Source organism: Pseudomonas sp. CCI4.2, assembly GCF_034350045.1.
Taxonomy (GTDB): domain Bacteria; phylum Pseudomonadota; class Gammaproteobacteria; order Pseudomonadales; family Pseudomonadaceae; genus Aquipseudomonas.
The window spans coordinates 2,809,955-2,831,657 of sequence record NZ_CP133781.1 but is presented as its reverse complement, the minus strand read 5'-3'; the positions used below and the strand labels follow the sequence as shown (position 1 = coordinate 2,831,657).

The following is a 21,703-nucleotide window of genomic DNA, read 5'->3' as shown; positions in this document are numbered from 1 at the left end:
ACCTGCTTCACGCCTGGTATTCATCCTGATACGCAAACGCCTAGTCGACTTCGACCAACGCCATGCGTTCACGGGACTGGGGTGTCATTTCTTGTAGCATGCAGCGTTCCAGAAACAGGAACATGTACTCGTAGCTCTTGGTGACCGCCTGACGCACCTCAGTCTGCAGTCGAACGCTTGGGTTGTTTCCGGCCAGCGTGCAGATAATTTCCAGCGCCTCCCACGGGTGCGCATCATCGTACTGGGCGTGCATCTTCAGCCACTTCATGGCCCGCTTGCGCTGATCGTCCGGGAAGCCCGCCGCATAGACGTCACTGGAACAAACAATCGCCGACCACTCACCGGTGGCGCCTTCGATGGCGTAGTTGGTCGCAGCAATCGCAACGATCAGTGAATCCGACGCGCTGCTGTGCCAGCACCAATGGCTTAATGCATGTAACTCCGGTGGCACGTGCTGAGCCTGCAAATCCTCCAGGCTGACGCCGTGCGCGAGGCTCCAGTTCACCCAATAATCGGCATGATTGAGTTCGACCCGAATATTTCGCATCAACCAGCGACGCGCCATGTCTTCACCGGGGTGACGGGCGAAACGGGTTTTAGCCAGATTTTGCGCCATATACACGGCAAACTGCTCGACCACTGGCCAGCCGCCAATCAAATACTGGCGCATGGTCTTGGAACTCAGGCAGCCATCACGCATCCGTTGATAAAGCACATGCTCGACCACCCGACGCTTGGCTTCACTGCAGTCTTGAATCAACTGCTGCGCCCAACGCGGATAACTAGTTGCGTCCATGAGCGGACCGGTTCGGATAAAAGTATCGATCACTGTTAGGGCTCCTTTTTTATGTGTTGTGGCCCATGAGCACTCTGTTCAGCGAAAAATCCCAGGCGCCCGAAACAACTGGGGCGCAGACCTGACGGGCCGAGAATGCAGACTTTCACACGTGAACAACTGCGGGCGTTGAATGATGTAACCCTGCGCAAAATCAACGCCAATTTCGAGCAGTGCCTGCTCGATCTGCGGCGTTTCAACAAATTCGGCAATCGTGCTTTTCCCCATGACATGGCCAATATGGTTGATCACTTCAACCATGGCCCGATTTATCGGGTCATCGAGCATGTCTTTGACGAAGCTGCCGTCTATCTTCAGAAAGTCCACAGGCAGATGCTTGAGGTACGCGAACGATGACATCCCGGCACAGAAGTCATCGAGAGAAAACAGGCAGCCCAAGCCTTTTAATTCATTGATAAACCGAATAGCACTGCCTAAATTGGAGATCGCACTGGTTTCGGTAATCTCAAAACAAATCAGATCGGGAGGTATTTGATAGGTATTGAATTGCTCTTTCAGGTACGCAAGAAACGCATCGTCACCAATGCTGGTCCCTGACAAGTTGATTGCACACATCGCCATGGGGCCGCTGTGTTTATGCTCGTGCAAGCACTGGGAAATAATCTTGAACACGTTCTGAACCACCCAACGGTCCAGAGTCGTCATCAGGCCATACCGTTCGGCCGCCGGTATAAAGCTGTCTGGCAACACCATCCGACCGGATTCGTCGTGCAACCGAAGGAGGATTTCGATGTGTCCACCTCCGCGCTCGGTGACGTCCTTCAAGCTGGCGATTTCCTGTGAATACAAGCAAAACCGATTCTCTTCCAGCGCCATGTGTAATCGTTGGATCCAGGCCATCTCGCCAACACGAGTGGACAGTTCCGAGTCGTCTGCGTGATACACCTGGACTCGATTGCGGCCTTTTTCCTTGGCCATGTAACACGCCATATCGGCCGCGCGCAATGAGCCTTCAAGCGTGGCAGGGCTTTGGGAAATATTGACCAACCCGATGCTGACCGTGGTTACAAACGGCCGGCCCTTCCAAACGAAATGGAGACTTTGCACGGTCTGGCGCAGGGATTCGGCAATTTTCTGCGCAGCATCAGGCGGGCAATTCTTCAGCAAAATACCGAATTCATCACCACCCAACCGCGCCAATGTGTCGCCTTCGCGCAAACCTTGTTGCAGCAGCGCGCAAATATGCCGCAGCAGTTCGTCCCCGGCCGCGTGGCCACTGGTGTCATTCACCAACTTGAATTGATCAAGGTCGAGGAACATCAGCGTATGCCGACCGGACTGACGTGAAAGATTATTGAGCGCCTGCTCCAGCCGAAACTCGAATTCACGTCGGTTAACTAAGCCGGTCAATGCATCGTGGGTCGCTTGCCAAGACAAGTTTGCGATGTACTGCCGTTCCTGGGTCATGTCGTGCAGTACCAACACAGTGCCGCTGGTCTTGCCTCCTGTTTGAATAGCCGAACCGACCAGTGCCACTGATACCGTGCTGCCGTCCAGTCGCTGGATCAGTCGCGAATGTTCGCTGCCGCCACTCAAGGTCCCACTCAGGATATGTTCGATGAGGGTAAAGCTGTCTTTCTGATCGTTCTCGTCCAGCACGCTGAACAGTGCGGCCAACGGCAAGCCTTGAGCCTGCTCACTCTTCCAGTGAGTTAATTGCTCGGCAGCCGGGTTCATATAGGTGATCGAGCCTTCAACATCCGTGGTGATTACCCCGTCGCCAATGGATTCCAGGGTGACTTGAGCGCGTTCTTTTTCCTGCTGCAAGGCGCTGGCAAACGCGTGTCGTTGCTTCAACAGTTTGTGGGTGCGCAGCAGCGCCAACAGAATCAACACCACGGCGGTGGCCATGTTAGTGATTAACAACAACCGTAGAATAAACCGCGAACCCTCCCCCAACGCATCGCTGAACGCCTTTGCCGCTGGCGTTACCCCTTCGTTGATGGCGTTGATTTGCGATTTCCAACCAGACACCTCACCCACACTGGCAACACCCTGCGCCATGCGGCGGTGCATCTGCTGGGCAACAGTGTCCAATTGCACCAGATAGCCGTCGCCAACTTTCCAGAGGTCGATGGCTTTTTCCAAGTAACGGAAATGGCGGAAGTTCAAATAAAGCCAAATGATGCTCGGCGCATCATCAAGATGATTACCCCCTTGCAACAGCCCGGCACGCGCAGCCGACAGGTCTGGCGTCGGAAGTTCAAGTGCTACCCGCAAGTCGTGACCGCCTTGGGGAATAGCAATTGCCTCCTGGTATTTGAGGTAGCTCAGCTCGTCCCCGCCGTTGGCATACAGGTTCAGGTAATAGATGGCGTCCTTCTGCCCTTTGGACCACAGGCTTTCGCCGGCGACGTACCCGCGCACCGCTGACAATGTGTACAAACTCACACACCCTAGAAGCGCCTGAAAAAGCACGACCGCAATGAAGGGCCAAACAATGCCCAGCAAATGGGGCTCAAGAATCCGCTTTTGCGTCATGGGTTCCCTTTTATACACATTCCTGACCATTCACCCTGCAGCACGTTGACGGCGCTTAGTGAGCCTAGGCTAAAAACAAACTGCACTGTTGGGCTTTTTTCTCATATTTGAAACACGCTGCCGCGCTACTTGTGAATGATTAGCCTGACGATAAGAATAGGAGTGAAGCGGATAAGTTCGAAATATCAATGCTTTCATAAAAACGACGTCGGATTAACAATGATCCCGCATCATATTTGCTGCAGATGACCGTAAAGCTTTGCATACAACCCACCGTCAGCAATCAGCTGTTGGTGGTCGCCCTCCTCTGCGATTCGCCCCCCATCAAAAACCAATACGCGGTCAGCCTGTTTCACTGCTGACAAGCGATGCGCAATGATCAAGGTGGTGCGTCCGCTAAGAAAGCGCGACAAGGCTTGATGCAGGTTGTATTCGGTTGCGGCGTCTAGGGCCGAGGTGGCTTCATCAAGGATCACCACTTTAGGTTCGGCCAAGACCATTCGCGCGATGGCCAGTCGTTGCCGCTGACCGCCGGATAAACGTACGCCGGAACGCCCAACGATACTGTCCAACCCCAAGGGCAGGCTGCGAATGGTCACATCGAGCTGAGCGATTTCCAGTGCTCGCCAACAGGCGTCATCGGTTCTCTCCCGGCCCATGGTCAAGTTGGCACGCACGCTGTCGTTGAACAGCGCAGGATGCTGCAGGACCACAGCCACATGCTCGCGCACTGTTTCCAGACCGATTTCCTGCTGAGTCAAACCGCCGAAACGGATACTGCCTGATTGCGCGGTATACAGACCCAGCAATAGTTGCACCAAGGTGCTTTTGCCGCCACCACTCGCACCGACGATAGCGACTTTTTCCCCCGGCGCAATGGACAGGTTCAGTTGATCCAGCACCGGTTCTTCGCCGTAACCAAAGGTCAAGTTACGTACGTCGATGCCAACCGTTTCGTGCCCGGTAAACGGGTCACTGCCGCCGGGATACTGAGGTTCATCAGCCCGCGCCAGCAGTTCGTTGATGCGGGTCAGGGCGCCACCTGCCGCGTAGTAGGCGTATTGCAGATTGAGCAATTGCTCTACCGGTCCAATCATGAACCACAGGTAACTGAACACCGCGAGCATCTGCCCAATTGAAAGGTCAGAGAACAGCACCGTCAACATGGCTGCTGCGCGGAAAATATCGATACCAAATTGAAACAACAACCCGCTGGCTCGATTGGACGCGTCGCTTTTCCACTGAGAGGAGACAGCGTAATCGCGCACTTCTTTAGCCCGCACGCCCAGCCTGCCGAGGAAAAACCCCTGGCGGTTGCCGGCGCGTATTTCTTGAATCGCATCCAGGGTTTCAGTCAACGCCTGAGTGAAGCGTGAGGTGCTGTCGTTTTCTTGCTTTTTAAGGTGTTTGACCCGTTTGCCTAGCTGCACGGTGGCGTAGATCACCAGCGGGTTGAACAGCAGAATCAGCAAGGCCAACTCCCAATGCATCCACACCAGAATGCCCGCCGTGCCGACCAGAGTCAGCATGGCCACCAGAAAACGACTCAAGGTTTCGCCAACAAACTTATCCAGGGTGTCGAGATCGGTCACCAGGTGCGTGGTCACGGTGCCGCTGCCCAGGCTTTCGTATTCACTCAGAGAGATGCGCTTGAGGCGCTCGATCAAGCGGATACGAACCCGATAAACGATATCTTTGGCGAGCCGTGCAAACAGCCTTGCCTGGACGACGTTGAATACCAGCGAGCCCAGACGCAACGTGAAGGTAACCAAGAGCATCAAGCCGATGTAACCAGCCGCTTTTTGCACCCCCACCGGCAACACATGGTTCATGAATTTGAGCGCTGAATCACCGTGTCCGAGCAGCACTTCATCGACCAGCAACGGCAACAGCAACGGAATCGGTACACTGCATAACGTCGCCAGCACGGCCACGCCATTGGCAACCCACAACGCTTTGCGGTGGTGCAATGCCAGTCGGCGAATTTCGGCCCAGCTTAGTCGATCGATACGCGGTGACGATTCAGGCTTAAGAGGTTGTTCAGGCACAGGCGGCACGCTCCAACCATCGACCCAGTAGCGGAGCCAATTCATCAATGGGTTGATAGCCGTTGGTCAGTAACGCCAGTTGGCCATTATGTTCGGCCAACAAGGTCGGAAACCCTGCGATGCCCAAATCTTGCACCCAGGTGAAATCCGCAGCGGTAGCAGTGAGTTGCTCAACGCTGTCGAACGCTTCGGCAAACACGATGCGCGGCAAACCCGCCTGTTCAGCTAGCTCCACCAGAACCGAAGCCTGGGTCACGTCGCGGCCTTCGATATAAAAGGCCTGCTGAATCAACTTAACCAAGGTCCAGGCGCTGTGTGAATCGAGGCTTCGCGCGGCCACCACGGCACGGCACGCCGGCTCGGTGTCATAGACAAATCCATCGGGCAACGCGCCTTCAAAGCGGAACGGCTGACCGGTGGTGTTTGCCACCGATTGCCAATGCTCAAGGATGTAGCGTCGCGTGGTCGGCTCAAGGGCGGCGCCACTTCCCGTGCGTAAACCGCCCACCACTAGATGCAGCTCCACACCCGCCGCGTGTGCTTGCTGCACCAAGGCTTCAGCCACGGGCGCAAAGCCCCAGCACCAGGAACACATCGGATCCATCACATAGAGCAGTCGCGCTTGCATGGCTCAAGCCTCGGTAGGCAGACGGTAGTTACGACCAATGGGGTGGGGCTCATTACGCGCTTTGGCCAATTCGATCTGCTTTTGGCGATCGATGGCGCTGCGCCGGGTTTTTTCGCTCAAGTTATCCCAACAGTGCGGGCAACTGATACCGGGCGAATAGTGTTCGCTGGTGCGCTCTTCAACGCTGATCGGCGTCCGGCACGCGTGGCACTGGTCGTAATCGCCAGCAGTCAAGTCATGGCGAACGGTGACGCGGTTGTCGAAAACAAAACAATCACCGTGCCACTGGCTTTCTTCCTGTGGGACTTTTTCCAGGTATTTAAGGATGCCGCCCTTGAGGTGGTAAACCTCATCGAAGCCCTGGCCAAGCATGTAGCTAGAGGCTTTTTCACACCGGATGCCGCCGGTGCAGAACATCGCGACTTTCTTGTGTTTGGCCGGGTCGAAGTGGGCTTTGATGTAGTCAGGGAATTCGCGAAAGCTGGTGGTCTTCGGATCGATGGCGCCCGCAAACGTGCCGATCGACACTTCGTAGTCGTTGCGGGTATCGATCAGCAAGACTTCAGGGTCGCTGATCAGCGCATTCCAGTTCTCGGGGTCGACGTAGGTACCGACCTGTTTGTTCGGGTCGACGCCCTCAACACCCAGGGTGACGATCTCTTTTTTGAGCTTGACCTTGGTCCGGTAGAACGGCTGCTCGTCACAGTAGGATTCTTTGTGATCGATATCGTCCATGCGCGGATCGTTTTTCAGCCAAGCCATCAAGCCGTCGATGCCTTCACGGCTACCGGAAACGGTGCCGTTGATGCCTTCTTCGGCGATGAGCAGCGTCCCTTTGATGCCGTTGTCGACCATTGCCTGCTGCAAAGGCTCGCGCAGGGCAACGTAATCGCAGAGCGTGACGAATTTATACAATGCCGCCACGACAATTTTTTGAGTCATGTTGCGTCTCCAGGTGGGGGCTCTCGCAAAGAGCCGACCCGACATAAAAAAACGCCGACTAAGCGGCGCGATGCTGATTCTAACAAAATCTTCCGGGGTCCCGGATTTTCTGTGGAACCGAATTCATTCGGGAAGCGCCGTGTCATACGCAGACGATGCCGGATGTTGGGCCCATTCCCGAGTAAATTCGGTCCCTCAGCGCTGGACTAGTGACCACCACCGGCACAGGTGGGTGAATCAGGCGCGGCACCGGTTTTCGCCCATTCTTCGGGCGTGTAGGTGTGCAGCGCCAACGCGTGGAACTCGCCCATCAAATCACCCAGCGTGGCGTAAACCTTCTGGTGACGTTTGACCGCACTCAAGCCGGCGAACTGGTCACTGACCAGCACCGCTTTGAAGTGAGTCTGCAAGCCACGGCTGTGCATGTGGCTTTCATCAAGCACGTGCAGGTGCTGCGGCTGTAAGGCGGCCAGCGTTGTTTCGATTCGCTGTTGCATGGTCATGTGGTCAGGCTTCGCTTAAGGCTTTTTGGTCGGAGCAGGCGGCGCAACAGCGTTCTTGCTCGGGTCCAGTTGATTGGTCATGTCGGCCAGCAGCTTATTGACGACAGGCACTGCAGCTTCCAGTTTGCCTTGGGTCAACTGAGCCGATTGCTGAGTCAGCTCAGGCATCTTGGCCAGCACTTTCTTGCCCAATGGGGACTGATAGAACGCGACCAGATCCTTCAACTCTTGCTCGGTAAAGTTGGCGGTGTAGAGCTTGACCATGTCTGGCTTAAGCTTGTCCCAGCCGATGGATTGATCCAGGGCTGCGTTGGCTTTGGCCTGGTAGGTTTCAAGCAGGGCTTTTTTCGACTCTGGAGCTTTGGACTCGTCGAAGCGCTGTTGGAACATCTGCTGAACTTGCATGTACACCGGGGTGCCCAGCTTGTCGGCATGAGCCAGCTTGAGGAAAGTTTCGGCACTGGCGTTGTGGCTAGCGGTATCGGCAAAAACCTGGCCGCTGGCGCATACCAGAGCAACCGCAGTACAGATGGCACGAAGACGGGTCATCGAGTTTCCTTATCATCTAGCAGGCGAGGCATAACCCCATGGCCGGACATTCTGCGCCCATGTCCGCTTACGGCTCAACCCCTGACTGCCCGAGCGGTTGGTTCAAGGGTTAAAAAGGCCACCCAGGGAACCCATCGCGATTAACTAAGCCTAAACTGCGCATTCAGCCTAGAGGAGCAAACCCGATGAGCCGTATCGAAACCGACAGCATTGGTCAGATCGACGTCCCCGACGATGCTTACTGGGGCGCTCAGACTCAACGTTCGTTGATCAACTTTGCCATTGGCGACCAGCGAATGCCGCTGGCGGTGTTGCACGCATTGGCCCTGATTAAGAAAGCGGCCGCGCGGGTCAATGACCGTAACGGCGACTTGCCCGCCGACATCGCTCGCCTGATCGAGCAATCGGCCGACGAAGTGCTTGATGGCCAACTGGATGAGCAGTTTCCATTGGTGGTCTGGCAGACCGGCAGCGGCACTCAAAGCAATATGAACGTCAACGAAGTGATCGCCGGACGCGCCAACGAGCTGGCTGGCAAGGGCCGCGGCGGCAAATCGCCCGTCCACCCGAACGATCACGTTAACCGCTCGCAAAGCTCCAACGATTGCTTCCCGACGGCGATGCACATTGCCGCCGCCCAAGCGGTCAATCAGCATCTGCTGCCAGCAATTGCCCAATTGTCCGACGGCTTGGCCGAGCAATCAGCGCGGCACATGAAGCTGGTAAAGACCGGCCGCACGCACATGATGGACGCGACGCCGATCACGTTTGGCCAAGAGTTGTCGGCGTATGTCGCCCAGCTCGATTATTCGGCCAAAGCCATTCGTCATACGCTGCCCGCCGTCTATGAGCTGGCGCAAGGCGGCACCGCCGTTGGCACTGGCCTGAACGCACCGCACGGTTTCGCCGAGGCGGTTGCCGCTGAACTGGCAGCCCTCTCGGGCTTACCGTTCGTCACTGCACCGAACAAGTTCGCCGCACTGGCAGGCCATGAGCCCCTGACCGCATTGTCTGGCGCGCTGAAAACCCTGGCCGTGACCCTGATGAAAATCGCCAACGACCTGCGCCTGCTGGGTTCTGGTCCACGTGCGGGTCTGGCTGAAGTTAAATTGCCAGCCAACGAACCGGGCAGTTCGATCATGCCGGGCAAGGTTAACCCGACCCAATGTGAAGCCCTGTCGATGCTGGCCTGCCAAGTGCTGGGCAATGACGTCACGATTGGTTTCGCTGCCAGTCAGGGCCATTTGCAGCTGAACGTGTTCAAGCCGGTGATTATCCACAACCTGCTGCAATCCATTCGTTTATTGGCCGATGGTTGCAGCAACTTCCAGGAACACTGCGTCGCGGGCATGGAGCCTGATGCGGCGAAGATGGCCGAACACCTGGAGCGAGGTTTGATGCTGGTGACAGCGCTTAACCCGCACATCGGTTACGACAAGTCAGCGCAAATCGCCAAAAAAGCCTACAGCGAAGGTTTGACCTTGCGCGAAGCCTCATTGGCGTTGGGGTATCTGACGGAGGAAGAGTTCGACGCCTGGGTCCGCCCCGAGAAGATGCTAGAAGCGGGTAACGGCTAACGCTCTGTGGGATTTTCTCTGTAGGAGGGTGTCAGGACGCAAGCCTTCCCGAATAAATTCGGTCCCACCGTTTTTCGGGCAATACACACATTTTGTAGGAGCTGCCGAAGGCTGCGATAAGGGCCGAAGGACCTTCGCCAACACGTTGGCTCCTACAGATAGTTGAATCAGACCGCAGCCAACCTCGCCCGCCGTGCGCGTAAACCCGCGATCAACGACGGGCCGAGGGCGGTGAGGGCCGATCCAAGCACCACCAACACGGCGCCGCTGTAGCCCAAGCCGTTGAGGTCTTCGGCCTGCACATAATCGGGCCATAACCACGCCGCAATCGCCACTGTCGCCAGGGTTACCAACGGCGTGAGTGCCAGGGTCGCGCTGACTCGCGAAGCCTCCCAATGCGCCAGCGCTTCAGCAAATGCCCCATACGCCACCAGCGTATTCAAGCAACACGCCAACAATAACCAACCTTGTAACGGACTGAGGTGCAAAGCTTCGGACGGGTGTGCCCATGGCGTGACCAACAGCGCACAAAACAGGTAAATCACCATCATCACCTGCAGTGAATTCCAGACGGTAAGCAACTGCTTCTGGCTCAGGCCATAAAACGTCCAGACCGCAGACGCCAGCAATACCGTGAGAATTCCCGCCGTGTAATCACCCAGCGAGGTCAGCAGTTCCTCCAGGCGTTGGTTGAAGAACAGACCAAAGCCCATCAACAACACAAGCAGCCCCACCCCCTGGCCGATGCTGAACCGTTCCTTGAACAGGAAAATGCTGCTGATCAACAACAATATCGGCCCGACCTGGATAACCAACTGGGTCGTCCCGGGGCTGAGCATTCTTAGACCGATCAGGTACAGCACATAGTTGCCGACCAATCCAAATACCGACAATGCCACTAAAATCTTGCCCTTGCGGCCCAAGACTTTAAAACTGGGCAAACGTCGCACCGACGCCAGCCAGATGAACAGCAACGACCCTGAGACCAATAGCCGGAACCACGTCACCGTGACAGGGTCCATCACTTGAAGCACTTGTTTGAGCTTGACCGGCAAGATTCCCCACAGCACCGCCGTTACCAGCGCCAGGGACAAGCCATATAACCAGCGGCCAGATGAAACATGCATGGACGGGCTCTCTGTAAAGGCAGAAACAAAAAAGGTGCAGCGAGGGTCGCTATTCTAGGCGCGGATGAATGCGCGACACAGTGACAGTTGAGGGGGCAGATTCCCGGAAACTGTGTGCGCGCCCCCAACAGCCGGCTGTGTTTTGATGTTTTGCGCCACCGCTGAGGAGTTTCGCGCTACAGTTTTACCCACTCACCGTATTTCTCGTCAGGTCCAGACTCAGGAAAACGACCATGTTCGGAAAGCGCTCGCAAGATCCAGCCCCGACCGTTCACTACCGCAGTGATCGCGTTTCGTTGGTTAATGGGCAGTACTTTTTCAGCACCCGGGAAAACACCCTGGAAGGGCCTTATTTCACGCGGACCGACGCGGTACGCGAGACTGAGGCGTATATCAACCGGATGATCCAGGCCAAGGCCAGACAGCAATCATCGCTGAACGGCTGAGGCTATTGGTGGTTGCGCTGATACGTGTCTTCGCCCATCGCTGCGATTTGCCCTTCGATCAACGCATCGAACGGACGTAATAGCGACTCAAAGGTCATCGGCGCCTCCAGCATTTCAAGGGCTTGCGCGATGGCTTCGATGGTCGATAACGCGTCCGGACCCGGCGCTTTGCGCAGCCGATAGCGCGAGGTAGTGGTCTGTCCGAGTGTGACCCTCGGCAACGCGGCCAACGCCGGGTTCAGGTGCAGTAACTTACGCGCCTTACGCCAGGTACCATCCGGCACGACCAGCAATAGCGGCTGATCGGCTTCCCCTGTAACGACGTTCTGATAGCCGACCACTGCCTGTGCATCTTCCCCTGGGAACAACAGCCGGGCGCGGTAACCGGGGCGATTCAACAATCTTGGTAGCTCGTCGAATACCTCGCCCACCAGCAGTTCGGCATTGGTTAGCCCCAACACCGCCAAGCGGGCGGTATTGAGGGCATGACCGACTTCGCTTGGATGCTGAATAACCAATACCCGAGTGCGGCTATCGAGCTGCGGGATCAAGGCGCACAGGCAATGAGTCTCGGGACGCAGGCAACGGGCGCATTGGGCGCGGGACATGGGCGGCTCTCAGCTCTGGTGTTGGTTGAGCTGCGTTTTCAGCAGGTCACGGAAGGTCTGAATCAACGGTTCTCGGCTGCGACCACGGCGCACGATCATCGAAAACGGTGCCTGATAGCCAAAGGTCGCGGGCAGCAACACGCGCAGATGACCGGAGTCGGCCCACGCCTGAGCGTAGTGCTCTGGCAAATAACCGATGTACGCCCCTGACAGCACCAAGATCAGCTGCGCCTCCATGCTTTCCACGGTGGCCGCGCTGTGCTTGAAACCGTGGCGCGCCAATTCCGCCTGGCTCCAGTAACCCCGACCGACCATGCGCTGCTGCGCGATAACCGGCTCGGGAATACGGCGCTCGTCAAACAGGGGATGGCGGTTGCTGCAATACAGCCAATGTTGCTCGCGATACAGCGGCTGATAGACCAAGCCGCTCATGCGCGTCGAGAACGCGCCAATCGCCAGATCGAGTCGGTTGTCCTGCACGCCGAGCTGCAGTTCATACGGACTCATGACCGACAGGTGCAGATGCACGGCGGGGTGTTCTTGGCTGTAGGCGCCAATGGCTTCGGCGAACGGCAGCGCCCGGTCACTCACCGTAGAATCGATCACACCGAGGTTAAGCGTTCCGCGCAGTTCGCCTTTAAGGGCCGCCGCGTACTGTTCGAAACCTTCCAGCTCACCCAGTAGGCGCAGGGTTTCCTGATGAAACAGCTCGCCCTTGCTGGTCAAGCTGAATCCGCCGCGCCCACGATGGCAAAGCACCAAACCCAAGGCCGCTTCGAGCTGGCTCATGTAGGTACTGATGGCCGAGGTCGAAAGATTGAGTTCTTGCTGAGCACTGGCAAAACCCTGATGGCGCACCACGCTGGCGAAGATCCGCAGGAGTTTCAGGTCGGGTAAGGTGCTGGCCATTAAGGGTTCCGAAGAGATAACAAATAAACAACCCTACAGGTGGTCAAAAGACGCTCAGTCTAGCGTTAGTTCAGATTTCTCTGAACTAAGTATTTTGCCCCAGCGATTCTTTCCACTGGCCGCGCTTTGCAGAATCCACTCACACCACAACGACGATGAGGCAATCCCGTGGAAAAAATTTTTCACCAACCACTGGGCGGCAATGAAATGCCGCGTTTCGCCGGCATCGCTACCATGATGCGTTTGCCCCACTTGCAATCAGCGGTTGGCCTAGATGCCGCCTTTGTAGGCGTCCCGCTGGACATCGGCACATCGCTGCGCCCTGGCACCCGCTTCGGGCCACGTGAAATTCGTGCCGAATCGGTGATGATTCGCCCGTACAACATGGCTACCGGCGCTGCTCCTTTTGATTCGCTGTCAGTAGCCGATATTGGCGACGTAGCGATCAACACCTTCAATCTGTTGGACGCTGTGCGGATTATTGAGGAGTCCTATGACCAGATCCTCGAACACGACGTCATCCCGCTGACCCTAGGCGGCGATCACACCATTACCCTGCCGATCCTGCGGGCGATTCATAAAAAACATGGCAAAGTCGGGCTGGTGCATATCGATGCTCACGCTGACGTCAACGACCATATGTTCGGCGAGAAAATCGCCCACGGCACCACCTTTCGCCGCGCTGTAGAAGAAGGCCTGCTCGACTGCCAGCGCGTGGTTCAGATTGGCCTGCGCGCTCAGGGGTATACCGCCGAAGACTTCAACTGGAGCCGTAAACAAGGTTTCCGTGTGGTCCAGGCCGAAGAGTGCTGGCACAAATCCCTTTCCCAACTGATGGAAGAAGTCCGCGAAAAAGTCGGCGGCGGCCCGGTGTACCTTAGCTTTGATATCGACGGAATCGATCCGGCGTGGGCTCCGGGTACTGGCACGCCTGAAATCGGCGGTTTGACCACGATTCAGGCCATCGAAATCATCCGGGGCTGCCAAGGCCTTGAACTGGTCGGCTGCGACCTGGTAGAAGTCTCGCCGCCGTACGACACCACCGGCAATACCTCATTACTGGGCGCTAACTTGTTGTATGAAATGCTTTGCGTCTTGCCTGGCGTAGCGCACCGCTGAACATTGCTGCCTACCCCAAACCCGCTACACGATCGATTTGGCTCACCCGGACGCACGCAATGGCCGATGGGTGTGCCTGAATAAACGACTGCGCTCGACAGTCGACGAACCACTATAAAAATAATGATTGGAGACACCCTGCCATGGCTTTAGATATTTTCGTTGTCCTCATTTATGCCGCCGGCATGCTAGTGCTTGGCTGGTACGGTATGCGCAAGGCAAAAACCCACGAAGACTACCTGGTTGCCGGACGTAACCTGGGCCCAACTTTATACATGGGCACGATGGCCGCCACGGTACTGGGTGGCGCCTCCACAGTCGGCACTGTTCGGTTGGGCTATGTCCACGGGATTTCCGGCTTTTGGCTGTGCGCCGCCTTGGGCTTGGGCATTATCGCGTTGAACCTGTTTCTGGCTAAACCACTGCTCAAGTTGCGGATTTTTACCGTCACCCAAGTGCTGGAAAAGCGCTACAACCCGATGGCCCGTCAAGCCAGTGCGGTGATTATGCTGGCCTACGCACTGATGATCGGCGTGACCTCGATTCTGGCCATCGGCACCGTGATGCAAGTGCTATTCGGGTTGCCATTCTGGGTGTCGGTATTGCTCGGCGGTGGCGTGGTAGTGGTGTACTCGGCGATTGGCGGGATGTGGTCATTGACCCTGACCGATATCGTCCAGTTCGTGATCAAAACCGTCGGCCTGATGTTCATCCTGCTGCCGATCTGCCTGTACCGCGTCGGCGGCTGGGACCAGTTGGTGGCCAAGCTTCCGGCGTCGAGCTTCAGTTGGACGACCATCGGCTGGGACACGATCATCACCTACTTCCTGATCTACTTTTTCGGCATCTTGATTGGCCAAGACATCTGGCAGCGCGTATTCACCGCTCGCACGGACAAAATTGCCAAGTACGCAGGAACTGTCGCCGGGGTGTATTGCATTTTCTACGGTTTGGCCTGCGCACTCATCGGCATGACCGCCCATGTGCTGCTGCCGAATCTGGACAACGTTAACAACGCCTTCGCGGCCATCGTCAAAGTCTCACTGCCCGATGGATTGCGTGGGCTGGTGATCGCTGCTGCCTTGGCGGCCATGATGTCCACCGCCAGCGCCGGCCTGCTGGCGGCCTCGACCACCTTGACCGAAGACCTGTTGCCACGCCTGCGCGGCGGCAAGCAATCAAGCTTGGGCATCAATCGTCTGTTTACCGCGTTGACCGGATTGGTAGTACTCGCCATCGCGCTGCTGGTACATGACGTGATCAGCGCATTAACCTTGGCTTACAACGTGTTGGTTGGCGGTATGTTGGTTCCACTGATCGGTGCGATCTACTGGAAACGCGCAACCACCGCAGGCGCGATCACCAGCATGGTGCTCGGATTCCTGACCGCGCTCACTTTTATGCTCAAGGACGGTTTCGATGCCAACACACCGATTTATTACAGCTTGTCGGTGGGTTTGATCAGCTTCGTGTTAGTCAGCCTGCTGTCGCCGCGCCCGGTAGTAATCGCACAGCCAGTTTAAGGAGGGCGACAGCGCGGAATACCGGAGTGAGCTAGCCTTATTGACTAGGGCCTTGGTTGCGAGAGTACAGGGCCCATTTCTGTTAGTGACGGATGCAGGTTTGTCATGGAGCGGCTAGATATTCAGCAACAGCTTCACAATACGCTTGGCGTGATGCTGATTGATAAAGCACAAATCCGCGAAGACGCAACGCTCAAGGACTTGGCGTTGGAGGCGCCAGAGATCGAGGGATTGCTCGATCAGCTGGAATTTGAATTTGGCATCGTCTTCCCCACCCGAATCAGAGACCGGATCCACAAAGCGCCCGAACATCTGACGCTGCAAATTCTAGTGGATGTGATTCTGGTACTGACTGAAAACGATTAAATACCGAGCACTTATCGACGAGGGCGACGACGCTCTTCATCCGTACGAACCGGAATAGGTTGCAGCTTTGGTCGTTCGATCAGGCCAAGGGCAACGCCGAAATCATGGAGCCATTCTTGCAATTTACTGTTCATAACGCCCCCCTTCAGGGAAATACTCCGCGACTGACATACGCCTTGCCGCGTCTTACTGATCATAGTGCGATGTCGTACTTTACGCCTGCTTCCGAATGTCGCGGGAAGAATTTGTGACATTAAGTCTCAAGACACAAACCACTCGTCGAGTAATACGGACCTAAGAGTAACGGTTTTCATTTCACTCTGGCAGTTGCAGCACACCGTCTTCATCGGTCATGGCCCGTTCGAGCAACTCGGCTGGCAGGTTTTTACTCGCTCTGGCGCCCAGCAACTTCAATTGCTCGCTGCGGCTGACCAGATTGCCACGGCCTTCAGTCAGCTTGTTGCGGGCTGCACCGTAGGCTTTATCAAGTTGCTGCAAGCGATTGCCCACCTCGTCGAGGTCCTGAATAAACAGTACAAACTTGTCGTACAGCCAGCCCGCACGTTCGGCGATTTCCCTGGCGTTCTGGCTTTGCCGCTCTTGCTTCCACAGGCTGTCGATCACCCGCAATGTCGCGAGCAACGTGGTGGGGCTGACGATAACAATGTTGCGGTCGAATGCTTCTTGAAACAGGTTCGGTTCCGCTTGCAGCGCGGCGGAAAAGGCCGCCTCGATGGGCACAAACAACAGGACAAAATCAAGGCTATGCAACCCTTCAAGACGCTTGTAATCCTTGCCTGACAAGCCTTTGACGTGATTGCGCAACGACAGCACATGTTGTTTCAGCGCGACTTGGCCAATTAGCTCATCGTCGGCAGACACGTACTGCTGGTAAGCAGTCAGGCTGACTTTGGCGTCGACCACTACTTGCTTATCGCCGGGCAACATAATCAATACGTCCGGCTGGAAGCGCTCACCGTCCGGCCCTTTCAGGCTGACCTGAGTCTGGTATTCGCGGCCTTTTTCCAGGCCCGCGTGTTCCAGCACTCGCTCAAGGATCAGCTCACCCCAGTTACCTTGGGTCTTTTGCCCCTTGAGCGCACGGGTCAAATTGGTGGCTTCGTCGCTTAGACGCTGGTTCAACTGTTGCAGACGCTCCAGCTCTTTACCCAGCGAGAACCGCTCCCGGGCTTCTTGTTGATAACTTTCCTCCACGCGCTTTTCAAACGATTGAATACGTTCTTTCAACGGATTCAGGAGTTGTCCGAGCTGCTGCTGACTGGTTTCAGCGAACCGCTGCTCCCGTTCGTCGAATATTTTGCTGGCCAGTTCAGCAAATTGCGCACGCAATTCATCCCTGGACCCCTGAAGATCACTCAGGCGCTGTTGATGGCTTTCTTGCTGCTCTCGCAACTCAGCACCCAGCGATGCACACCGCGCATCGAGATGCCGCAGTTCAGACTCTTTACTCGCCCGCTCCAGATTCCAGAGCTGGGCAGCATCGTGGGCGGCGAGGCGCTCCTGTTGCAACAGCTCAACTTCGCGACGCGTGGCGGCAAGTTCCGCTTGCTTGGCGGCGTTGGCGTGGCTCAGATCGCTGATTTCGTCACGAGCAGCATCAAGCTGAGCATTGAGGCCATCCTGCGCCATTTGCGCAGTGCTCAAGCGCTCGTCGAGCAGGGCGGCCTGCGCACGCTGTTGCGCCAGCCGCCGTTGCAGTTGCCACACAAGTGCCAACAACGGCAACGCCGCCACACCAAGGCCAAGCAATACGCTGGTCAGGTCCAATGCCATAAGAACTCCCAAACACCATCATCGAACAAACCCGGTAATGATACCCGTCGGTCGCAGAAGTGGCAGATCCATACCCGTAACGGGCGCTAATAAAGGCGCGCGACTCTACCCTATTTTTCAACGGAGTGAAGCGCGCATCCCGACCAGCCCGCACAGGGCGTGCGCACGTAAATATGCCAACAGATTAATAGCGGAAAGTTATAGCTATTTCTTGAGTAAGAAAGAATTTCTCAATTCGAATAATGCCATTTTGCCAAAAATAATCGCCGCACCCCCGAGCTAGAGCAAGCGCTTGGGACAATCCACAGAAGCTGTGGATAACTCAGTGGACAACCCACCTTGAACTGTCGCAAACGCAAGTGGAATGGGGCCTGCGTTCAAACTGACGATTTTTTCACCAGTGAAAAAAAACGATATTTTTCATTGACTTAATTATTCACGCGAAAAAATCACACGTCGGCCCTTTCGCGTCATGACGACCAGACCGAGGGAAGCGGCCATGTGTACAAGTCAATTACGGATAGTTATAAAGACGCAGTTTTATAGCCAGGAAGGTTCCTCTGCCTGCTTGGCGACGTCTCGGATTCTATTGAGTGCAGGAAGGCACGGAAAACCTCATTCGCATTATTTGTACGGTTGCCCTTCCCTTTAACGATTCAATCCGTTAGCATTGCCGCCGTTAGTACCAAGCTGAAAGTCAATTCTGGTCGAACAAATCCCCCGGCAAACGCATTTAGAATGCGAAAAACATTGCCGAAAAAAAGGGATCGACCACCTCGATGGTTTCCAGGCATGAACTCGATACACTGCCTTCCTCAATAACGGGAAGGGTGTTAGCAGCTCTGATGCACTGATTGAACCAGCCTGCAAATTGATCAGGATCTCCACCTCTGGCGTCGAACCTTTGCCATTGTTGTGCCGCCTGCCCTCCTAAGTACCTACCGGTCAGCCCGAGCGCCATACGATTGAGCGCGCTCCAACTGTCTGCGTTGTTCCAGTCAGGTTACTCGCCCAGCCACGTTGCATTTGAAGCACGGGCCCGCGTTTACTGGAACGTTTTATTTTTACACGGCTTTATGCTGTGTCGCTTGTTAGGAAACACCCAACCATGACCACTCATACCCAGACCCAGGACGCCATCCGCACCCTGACTAACGCTTTTGCTCCGATGAATTGCCTAATCATGGCCGCTCGCAAAGGCTGCTTCAGCTTCACCATCGTCAACGAACACGGTATCGCTCGTCACAGCGAACGCCTGTACCCCGATCAGTATTCCAGCGCCGAACCGCTGCAAGCCGTGATCGACCGCACTCGTCAGGCACTGGTTGCCTGATGGAGTGATGCCCTTCGCTGTTTGAAGCGCTCATTTACAAAGCCTCGCCCTCAAAGCGGGGCTTTTTATTGGCCGCGATCTTCCAGGGCAATTCCAACTGCCGCCCTTGCGTTTCTATGGGCACAACGGTGCTGGTTAAGTCCCAAGGGATATATCAAGGGATTTTGGTGGCAACAAATATTTTAAAAACAGTCCGTTACACGCGAAATATGACACTACACTTCAACTAAGCGGCCCCTAGCTGCTTCCGGCGGGCTCTATCCGATTCACCGCTGCCAAGCACCTGAGCCGCGCCGGTCATCACGTATTCCAGGGATGCCAAGAGGGCTTTATGGGAATCGCTGCCAGTGAGTTAAGCCGCCATGTTATCCGTCCGACGTTGATCTATCTCGGTTGCCATAGCCCCACTGCCGAATACTTGTTACTTGGAATCGCCGCCAGCCAATCCGCGCTGGGCGACGCGCTGGACAGCCGTCGAGGTCACGGGCTCTACCGCATCACCGAGTTACGCCATCAACAGCTTTGGGACAATTACTTGGCGCTAGACCCGGACCGCGCCAGCCTGGTTCGCGGCCTTGCCAGCCAACACGCGTTTCTCAAAGGTCCCCACCTCGAACTCACCGTCAATCTGCGTTATGCCACCGCCATCGCTTGGTTACTCATCGAGGCCCAAGGGTCGCCGCTGCCCGCCACCAGCGATGTATTGGGCATGGCCAGAATCTGGCGGCAAACCTTCCAACCCCAAGGTCGTTTGCGCGACTTTGCAGCGGCTTGGCAAAATTGTGTAACTAGACGTCAGCAACTTGCTTGAAATCTCGGTCGACTGCACGGATTCACTGCAGATCAATGCAGTTTGGGCAAATTGTCCTACAAAAAGGCTCTATCTCGGGCAATTCAGGCTATGGCGCTACGGCGAAAATCTTGGTAATTTCCGCTCGGTGATCAACACGGAGTTCTAATAATGAAAAAAGTAATGCTCAAGACCACACTTAGCCTCGCTGTAGGCCTTATCTCCACCCAGCTCTTCGCAAGCGGCTTTGCACTCAACGAACAAAGCGTTAGCGGGATGGGAACCGGCTTCGCTGGACGCTCGTCCTCCGCCGAGGATGCGAGCACCGTTGTCGGTAACCCGGCCGGTATGTCGAAGATCAAGCGCGAACAAATCAGCGTGGGAGCGGCTGCTATCGATGCCAGCACCGACCTCAAACACACCAGCGGCCAACCTGGCAGCACGAACAATGGTGACATGGTTCCAGTCACCGTTGTGCCTTTTGGTTACTACGTCAAACCCATCGACGAGCACTGGGCCTTTGGTCTGGGCATCTATGCACCGTTTGGCCTAGTCACCGACTACGAAAAAAGCTTCCAGGGTCGCTACTACGGTGACAAGAGCAAGGTCTCGGTCATCACGGTTCAACCCACCGTCAGCTATGCATTCAACGACTACGTGTCGATCGGTATAGGTCCGACCTTCAACCACATCAAAGGTGAGTTGACCTCGGCCATACAATTGAATCCTGCCGGCACCAACGATGGCAAAGCGCGCATCAATGGTGACGACAACGCCTGGGGTTACAACGTCGGTATCCTCGTCACGCCGACTGCGACCACGAACCTGGGCTTGACCTATCACTCCAAGGTTAGCTACGGCCTGGAAGGTAACACCAAGTACTCTGGCGCCAATTTCGGCCCTAACGGCCTAAAGTTCGACGGCGGCCTGGATCTGACCACGCCAGAATCGGTTGACTTCTCGATCACCCAGAAGCTTAACCAAGACTGGACCGTGTACGCGGGCAGCACCTGGACACGTTGGAGCCGCCTCAAAGACATCACCGTCAATAACGAAGGTGTTCCAGCACAGCTGGGCGGCAACGGCGGTCCTCTTGGAACGATTAGCGAGCCAGAAAACTGGCATAACACCTGGGCTCACGCCATCGGTGCTTCGTACCAGTTGAACAAAGAGATCGTGCTGCGTGCCGGTTTCTCGGTTGACCAATCGCCTACCAACAACCTTAATCGTTCGGTGCGGATTCCAACGGGCGACCGCCGCATATTCAGCTTGGGCGCTGGCTGGAGCCCAACCGATCACATCACTATCGACGTCGCTTATTCTTACTTGAAAGAAGAAAGCGTGTCGGTCAACGACACCGGTAAGGGCGCGCCCTACAACGCCACGTACCACAACAGCGCCAACGGCTTCGGTTCGTCTGTAACCTACCGCTTCTGATGCGCCCGTTCGCGGCAGGCTGAAAAGCCTGCCAGACGAATACGAAAAAGCCCTACCGCCAGCGATGGCAGTGGGGCTTTTTTATCGCTTCGATTTGGCTCACGGCTTGGAAGCGATGGCCTGCTCGACAGCGGTAATCATCGCGGGGTCATCCGGCTTGGTCAGGCTGGAAAAATTCGCGATAACCCGGCCCTGACGGTCGATGACGTATTTATAAAAATTCCAACGCGGCGCGCTGCTTTGTTCAGCCAGCACTTTGAAGAGGTGCGTAGCGTCAGGCCCTTTGACCGTTTGCGGATCGGTCATGGTGAAGGTCACGCCGTAATTCACGTAGCAAACCTTGGCGGTCTCGGCGCCGTCCTTAGACTCCTGCTTGAAGTCGTTTGATGGCACGCCAATCACTTCGAGACCCTGGGATTTGTAGCGCTGATTCAACGCCTCAAGGCTTTTAAACTGAGGCGCAAAACCACAAAAGCTTGCAGTGTTCACCACCACCAGCGGCTTGCCCTCAAAACGCTTGCACAGGTCGATATTTTCTTTAGCGCGCAGCTTCGGTAACTCACCCTGCAACAGCGGCGGGCATTCGGCAGCCAGCGCTGTTCCAGCAATGGCCAACAGCAATACAGGAACTGAAAACCAACGAATTGTCATGACGGCATCCCGTGCA

Annotated in this window: 21 protein-coding genes; 8 read left to right on the top strand and 13 right to left on the bottom strand. The window is 55.9% G+C overall.

Translation table 11 applies throughout. The features are described from left to right. Positions 1-40: 40 nt before the first annotated feature. The 7 genes from RHM65_RS12870 to RHM65_RS12840 form a co-directional block, all read right to left on the bottom strand. Entirely contained in the window at positions 41-829 is a 789-nt protein-coding gene (locus tag RHM65_RS12870; protein WP_322165594.1) for a TenA family transcriptional regulator, read from the bottom strand. A 45-nt stretch (positions 830-874) separates the two neighbouring features. Continuing rightward, positions 875-3,337, bottom strand: a complete 2,463-nt coding sequence (locus tag RHM65_RS12865; protein WP_322165595.1) for an EAL domain-containing protein — start codon at positions 3,335-3,337, stop codon at positions 875-877. Positions 3,338-3,567: 230 nt separating this feature from the next. After that, complete coding sequence (locus RHM65_RS12860; RefSeq protein WP_416195042.1) at positions 3,568-5,430, bottom strand: ABC transporter ATP-binding protein; 1,863 nt, start codon at positions 5,428-5,430, stop codon at positions 3,568-3,570. Beyond that, positions 5,378-5,980, bottom strand: a complete 603-nt coding sequence (locus RHM65_RS12855; RefSeq protein ID WP_322185328.1) for a DsbA family protein — start codon at positions 5,978-5,980, stop codon at positions 5,378-5,380. Before RHM65_RS12855 ends, RHM65_RS12860 begins: the two co-directional genes overlap by 53 nt. A 36-nt stretch (positions 5,981-6,016) precedes the next feature. Then, positions 6,017-6,955 (bottom strand): rhodanese-related sulfurtransferase, encoded by a 939-nt coding sequence (locus RHM65_RS12850; protein ID WP_322183462.1) that lies wholly within the window; start codon positions 6,953-6,955, stop codon positions 6,017-6,019. Positions 6,956-7,161: 206 nt separating this feature from the next. Beyond that, positions 7,162-7,458 (bottom strand): BolA family protein, encoded by a 297-nt coding sequence (locus tag RHM65_RS12845; protein ID WP_322165598.1) that lies wholly within the window; start codon positions 7,456-7,458, stop codon positions 7,162-7,164. Positions 7,459-7,473: 15 nt separating this feature from the next. Then, a complete protein-coding gene (locus RHM65_RS12840) occupies positions 7,474-8,007 on the bottom strand; it encodes a DUF2059 domain-containing protein (protein ID WP_322165599.1) in 534 nt (177 codons plus the stop codon). Positions 8,008-8,192: 185 nt separating this feature from the next. Here RHM65_RS12840 and RHM65_RS12835 point away from each other — a divergent pair, with 185 nt between their 5' ends. Beyond that, complete coding sequence (locus RHM65_RS12835; RefSeq protein ID WP_322183460.1) at positions 8,193-9,584, top strand: class II fumarate hydratase; 1,392 nt, start codon at positions 8,193-8,195, stop codon at positions 9,582-9,584. A gap of 167 nt (positions 9,585-9,751) precedes the next feature. On the opposite strand, the gene RHM65_RS12830 is transcribed toward RHM65_RS12835, so the two are convergent. Then, the gene (locus RHM65_RS12830) at positions 9,752-10,711 is read right to left on the bottom strand and encodes a DMT family transporter (RefSeq protein ID WP_322165601.1); all 960 of its coding nucleotides are present in this window, start codon (positions 10,709-10,711) and stop codon (positions 9,752-9,754) included. A gap of 233 nt (positions 10,712-10,944) precedes the next feature. On the opposite strand from RHM65_RS12830, the gene RHM65_RS12825 reads away from it, so the two are divergent. Continuing rightward, the gene (locus RHM65_RS12825) at positions 10,945-11,157 is read left to right on the top strand and encodes a DUF6316 family protein (RefSeq protein WP_322165602.1); all 213 of its coding nucleotides are present in this window, start codon (positions 10,945-10,947) and stop codon (positions 11,155-11,157) included. A gap of 2 nt (positions 11,158-11,159) precedes the next feature. Here the strand turns inward: RHM65_RS12825 and RHM65_RS12820 are convergent, their stop codons facing one another. Together RHM65_RS12820 and RHM65_RS12815 are read right to left on the bottom strand one after the other, a co-directional pair. After that, positions 11,160-11,765, bottom strand: coding sequence for a tRNA-uridine aminocarboxypropyltransferase (locus RHM65_RS12820; protein WP_322183458.1), 606 nt, complete (start codon positions 11,763-11,765; stop codon positions 11,160-11,162). A 9-nt stretch (positions 11,766-11,774) separates the two neighbouring features. Next, positions 11,775-12,674: a LysR family transcriptional regulator gene (locus RHM65_RS12815; RefSeq protein ID WP_322165604.1), complete on the bottom strand. Its 900-nt coding sequence runs from the start codon at positions 12,672-12,674 to the stop codon at positions 11,775-11,777. Between the two features lie 168 nt (positions 12,675-12,842). On the opposite strand from RHM65_RS12815, the gene speB reads away from it, so the two are divergent. From speB to RHM65_RS12800, 3 genes are all read left to right on the top strand, one after another. Beyond that, a complete protein-coding gene (gene speB, locus RHM65_RS12810; protein ID WP_322183456.1) occupies positions 12,843-13,793 on the top strand; it encodes an agmatinase in 951 nt (316 codons plus the stop codon). A gap of 143 nt (positions 13,794-13,936) precedes the next feature. Further along, positions 13,937-15,316: a sodium:solute symporter gene (locus RHM65_RS12805; RefSeq protein WP_322165606.1), complete on the top strand. Its 1,380-nt coding sequence runs from the start codon at positions 13,937-13,939 to the stop codon at positions 15,314-15,316. 105 nt (positions 15,317-15,421) lie between these two features. Continuing rightward, a complete protein-coding gene (locus tag RHM65_RS12800; RefSeq protein WP_322165607.1) occupies positions 15,422-15,682 on the top strand; it encodes a hypothetical protein in 261 nt (86 codons plus the stop codon). An 11-nt stretch (positions 15,683-15,693) separates the two neighbouring features. On the opposite strand, the gene RHM65_RS12795 is transcribed toward RHM65_RS12800, so the two are convergent. Beyond that, entirely contained in the window at positions 15,694-15,816 is a 123-nt protein-coding gene (locus RHM65_RS12795) for a PA1414 family protein (protein WP_322165608.1), read from the bottom strand. 181 nt (positions 15,817-15,997) lie between these two features. After that, positions 15,998-17,362, bottom strand: coding sequence for a DNA recombination protein RmuC (rmuC, locus tag RHM65_RS12790; RefSeq protein WP_322185326.1), 1,365 nt, complete (start codon positions 17,360-17,362; stop codon positions 15,998-16,000). A gap of 1,222 nt (positions 17,363-18,584) precedes the next feature. On the opposite strand from rmuC, the gene RHM65_RS12785 reads away from it, so the two are divergent. The 3 genes from RHM65_RS12785 to RHM65_RS12775 all read left to right on the top strand — a co-directional run bounded on the left by RHM65_RS12785 (position 18,585) and on the right by RHM65_RS12775 (position 21,036). Beyond that, positions 18,585-18,809, top strand: a complete 225-nt coding sequence (locus RHM65_RS12785; protein WP_322165609.1) for a hypothetical protein — start codon at positions 18,585-18,587, stop codon at positions 18,807-18,809. A 331-nt stretch (positions 18,810-19,140) separates the two neighbouring features. After that, positions 19,141-19,620: a hypothetical protein gene (locus tag RHM65_RS12780; RefSeq protein WP_322165610.1), complete on the top strand. Its 480-nt coding sequence runs from the start codon at positions 19,141-19,143 to the stop codon at positions 19,618-19,620. A gap of 150 nt (positions 19,621-19,770) precedes the next feature. Further along, a complete protein-coding gene (locus tag RHM65_RS12775; RefSeq protein WP_322165611.1) occupies positions 19,771-21,036 on the top strand; it encodes an OmpP1/FadL family transporter in 1,266 nt (421 codons plus the stop codon). A gap of 99 nt (positions 21,037-21,135) precedes the next feature. On the opposite strand, the gene RHM65_RS12770 is transcribed toward RHM65_RS12775, so the two are convergent. Then, positions 21,136-21,687: a glutathione peroxidase gene (locus tag RHM65_RS12770; RefSeq protein ID WP_322183454.1), complete on the bottom strand. Its 552-nt coding sequence runs from the start codon at positions 21,685-21,687 to the stop codon at positions 21,136-21,138. Positions 21,688-21,703: the final 16 nt, after the last annotated feature.

Excerpts from the sequence above, each read along its gene's own strand:
- RHM65_RS12865 (WP_322165595.1), bottom strand. The coding sequence starts at position 3,337 with ATGACGCAAAAGCGGATTCTTGAGCCCCATTTGCTGGGCATTGTTTGG.
- RHM65_RS12860 (WP_416195042.1), bottom strand. The coding sequence starts at position 5,430 with ATGAATTGGCTCCGCTACTGGGTCGATGGTTGGAGCGTGCCGCCTGTG.
- RHM65_RS12855 (WP_322185328.1), bottom strand. The coding sequence starts at position 5,980 with ATGTGTTCCTGGTGCTGGGGCTTTGCGCCCGTGGCTGAAGCCTTGGTG.
- RHM65_RS12850 (WP_322183462.1), bottom strand. The coding sequence starts at position 6,955 with ATGACTCAAAAAATTGTCGTGGCGGCATTGTATAAATTCGTCACGCTC.
- RHM65_RS12845 (WP_322165598.1), bottom strand. The coding sequence starts at position 7,458 with ATGACCATGCAACAGCGAATCGAAACAACGCTGGCCGCCTTACAGCCG.
- RHM65_RS12840 (WP_322165599.1), bottom strand. The coding sequence starts at position 8,007 with ATGACCCGTCTTCGTGCCATCTGTACTGCGGTTGCTCTGGTATGCGCC.
- RHM65_RS12835 (WP_322183460.1), top strand. The coding sequence starts at position 8,193 with ATGAGCCGTATCGAAACCGACAGCATTGGTCAGATCGACGTCCCCGAC.
- RHM65_RS12830 (WP_322165601.1), bottom strand. The coding sequence starts at position 10,711 with ATGCATGTTTCATCTGGCCGCTGGTTATATGGCTTGTCCCTGGCGCTG.
- RHM65_RS12825 (WP_322165602.1), top strand. The coding sequence starts at position 10,945 with ATGTTCGGAAAGCGCTCGCAAGATCCAGCCCCGACCGTTCACTACCGC.
- RHM65_RS12820 (WP_322183458.1), bottom strand. The coding sequence starts at position 11,765 with ATGTCCCGCGCCCAATGCGCCCGTTGCCTGCGTCCCGAGACTCATTGC.
- RHM65_RS12815 (WP_322165604.1), bottom strand. The coding sequence starts at position 12,674 with ATGGCCAGCACCTTACCCGACCTGAAACTCCTGCGGATCTTCGCCAGC.
- RHM65_RS12805 (WP_322165606.1), top strand. The coding sequence starts at position 13,937 with ATGGCTTTAGATATTTTCGTTGTCCTCATTTATGCCGCCGGCATGCTA.
- RHM65_RS12800 (WP_322165607.1), top strand. The coding sequence starts at position 15,422 with ATGGAGCGGCTAGATATTCAGCAACAGCTTCACAATACGCTTGGCGTG.
- RHM65_RS12795 (WP_322165608.1), bottom strand. The coding sequence starts at position 15,816 with ATGAACAGTAAATTGCAAGAATGGCTCCATGATTTCGGCGTTGCCCTT.
- RHM65_RS12785 (WP_322165609.1), top strand. The coding sequence starts at position 18,585 with ATGACCACTCATACCCAGACCCAGGACGCCATCCGCACCCTGACTAAC.
- RHM65_RS12780 (WP_322165610.1), top strand. The coding sequence starts at position 19,141 with ATGGGAATCGCTGCCAGTGAGTTAAGCCGCCATGTTATCCGTCCGACG.
- RHM65_RS12775 (WP_322165611.1), top strand. The coding sequence starts at position 19,771 with ATGAAAAAAGTAATGCTCAAGACCACACTTAGCCTCGCTGTAGGCCTT.
- RHM65_RS12770 (WP_322183454.1), bottom strand. The coding sequence starts at position 21,687 with ATGACAATTCGTTGGTTTTCAGTTCCTGTATTGCTGTTGGCCATTGCT.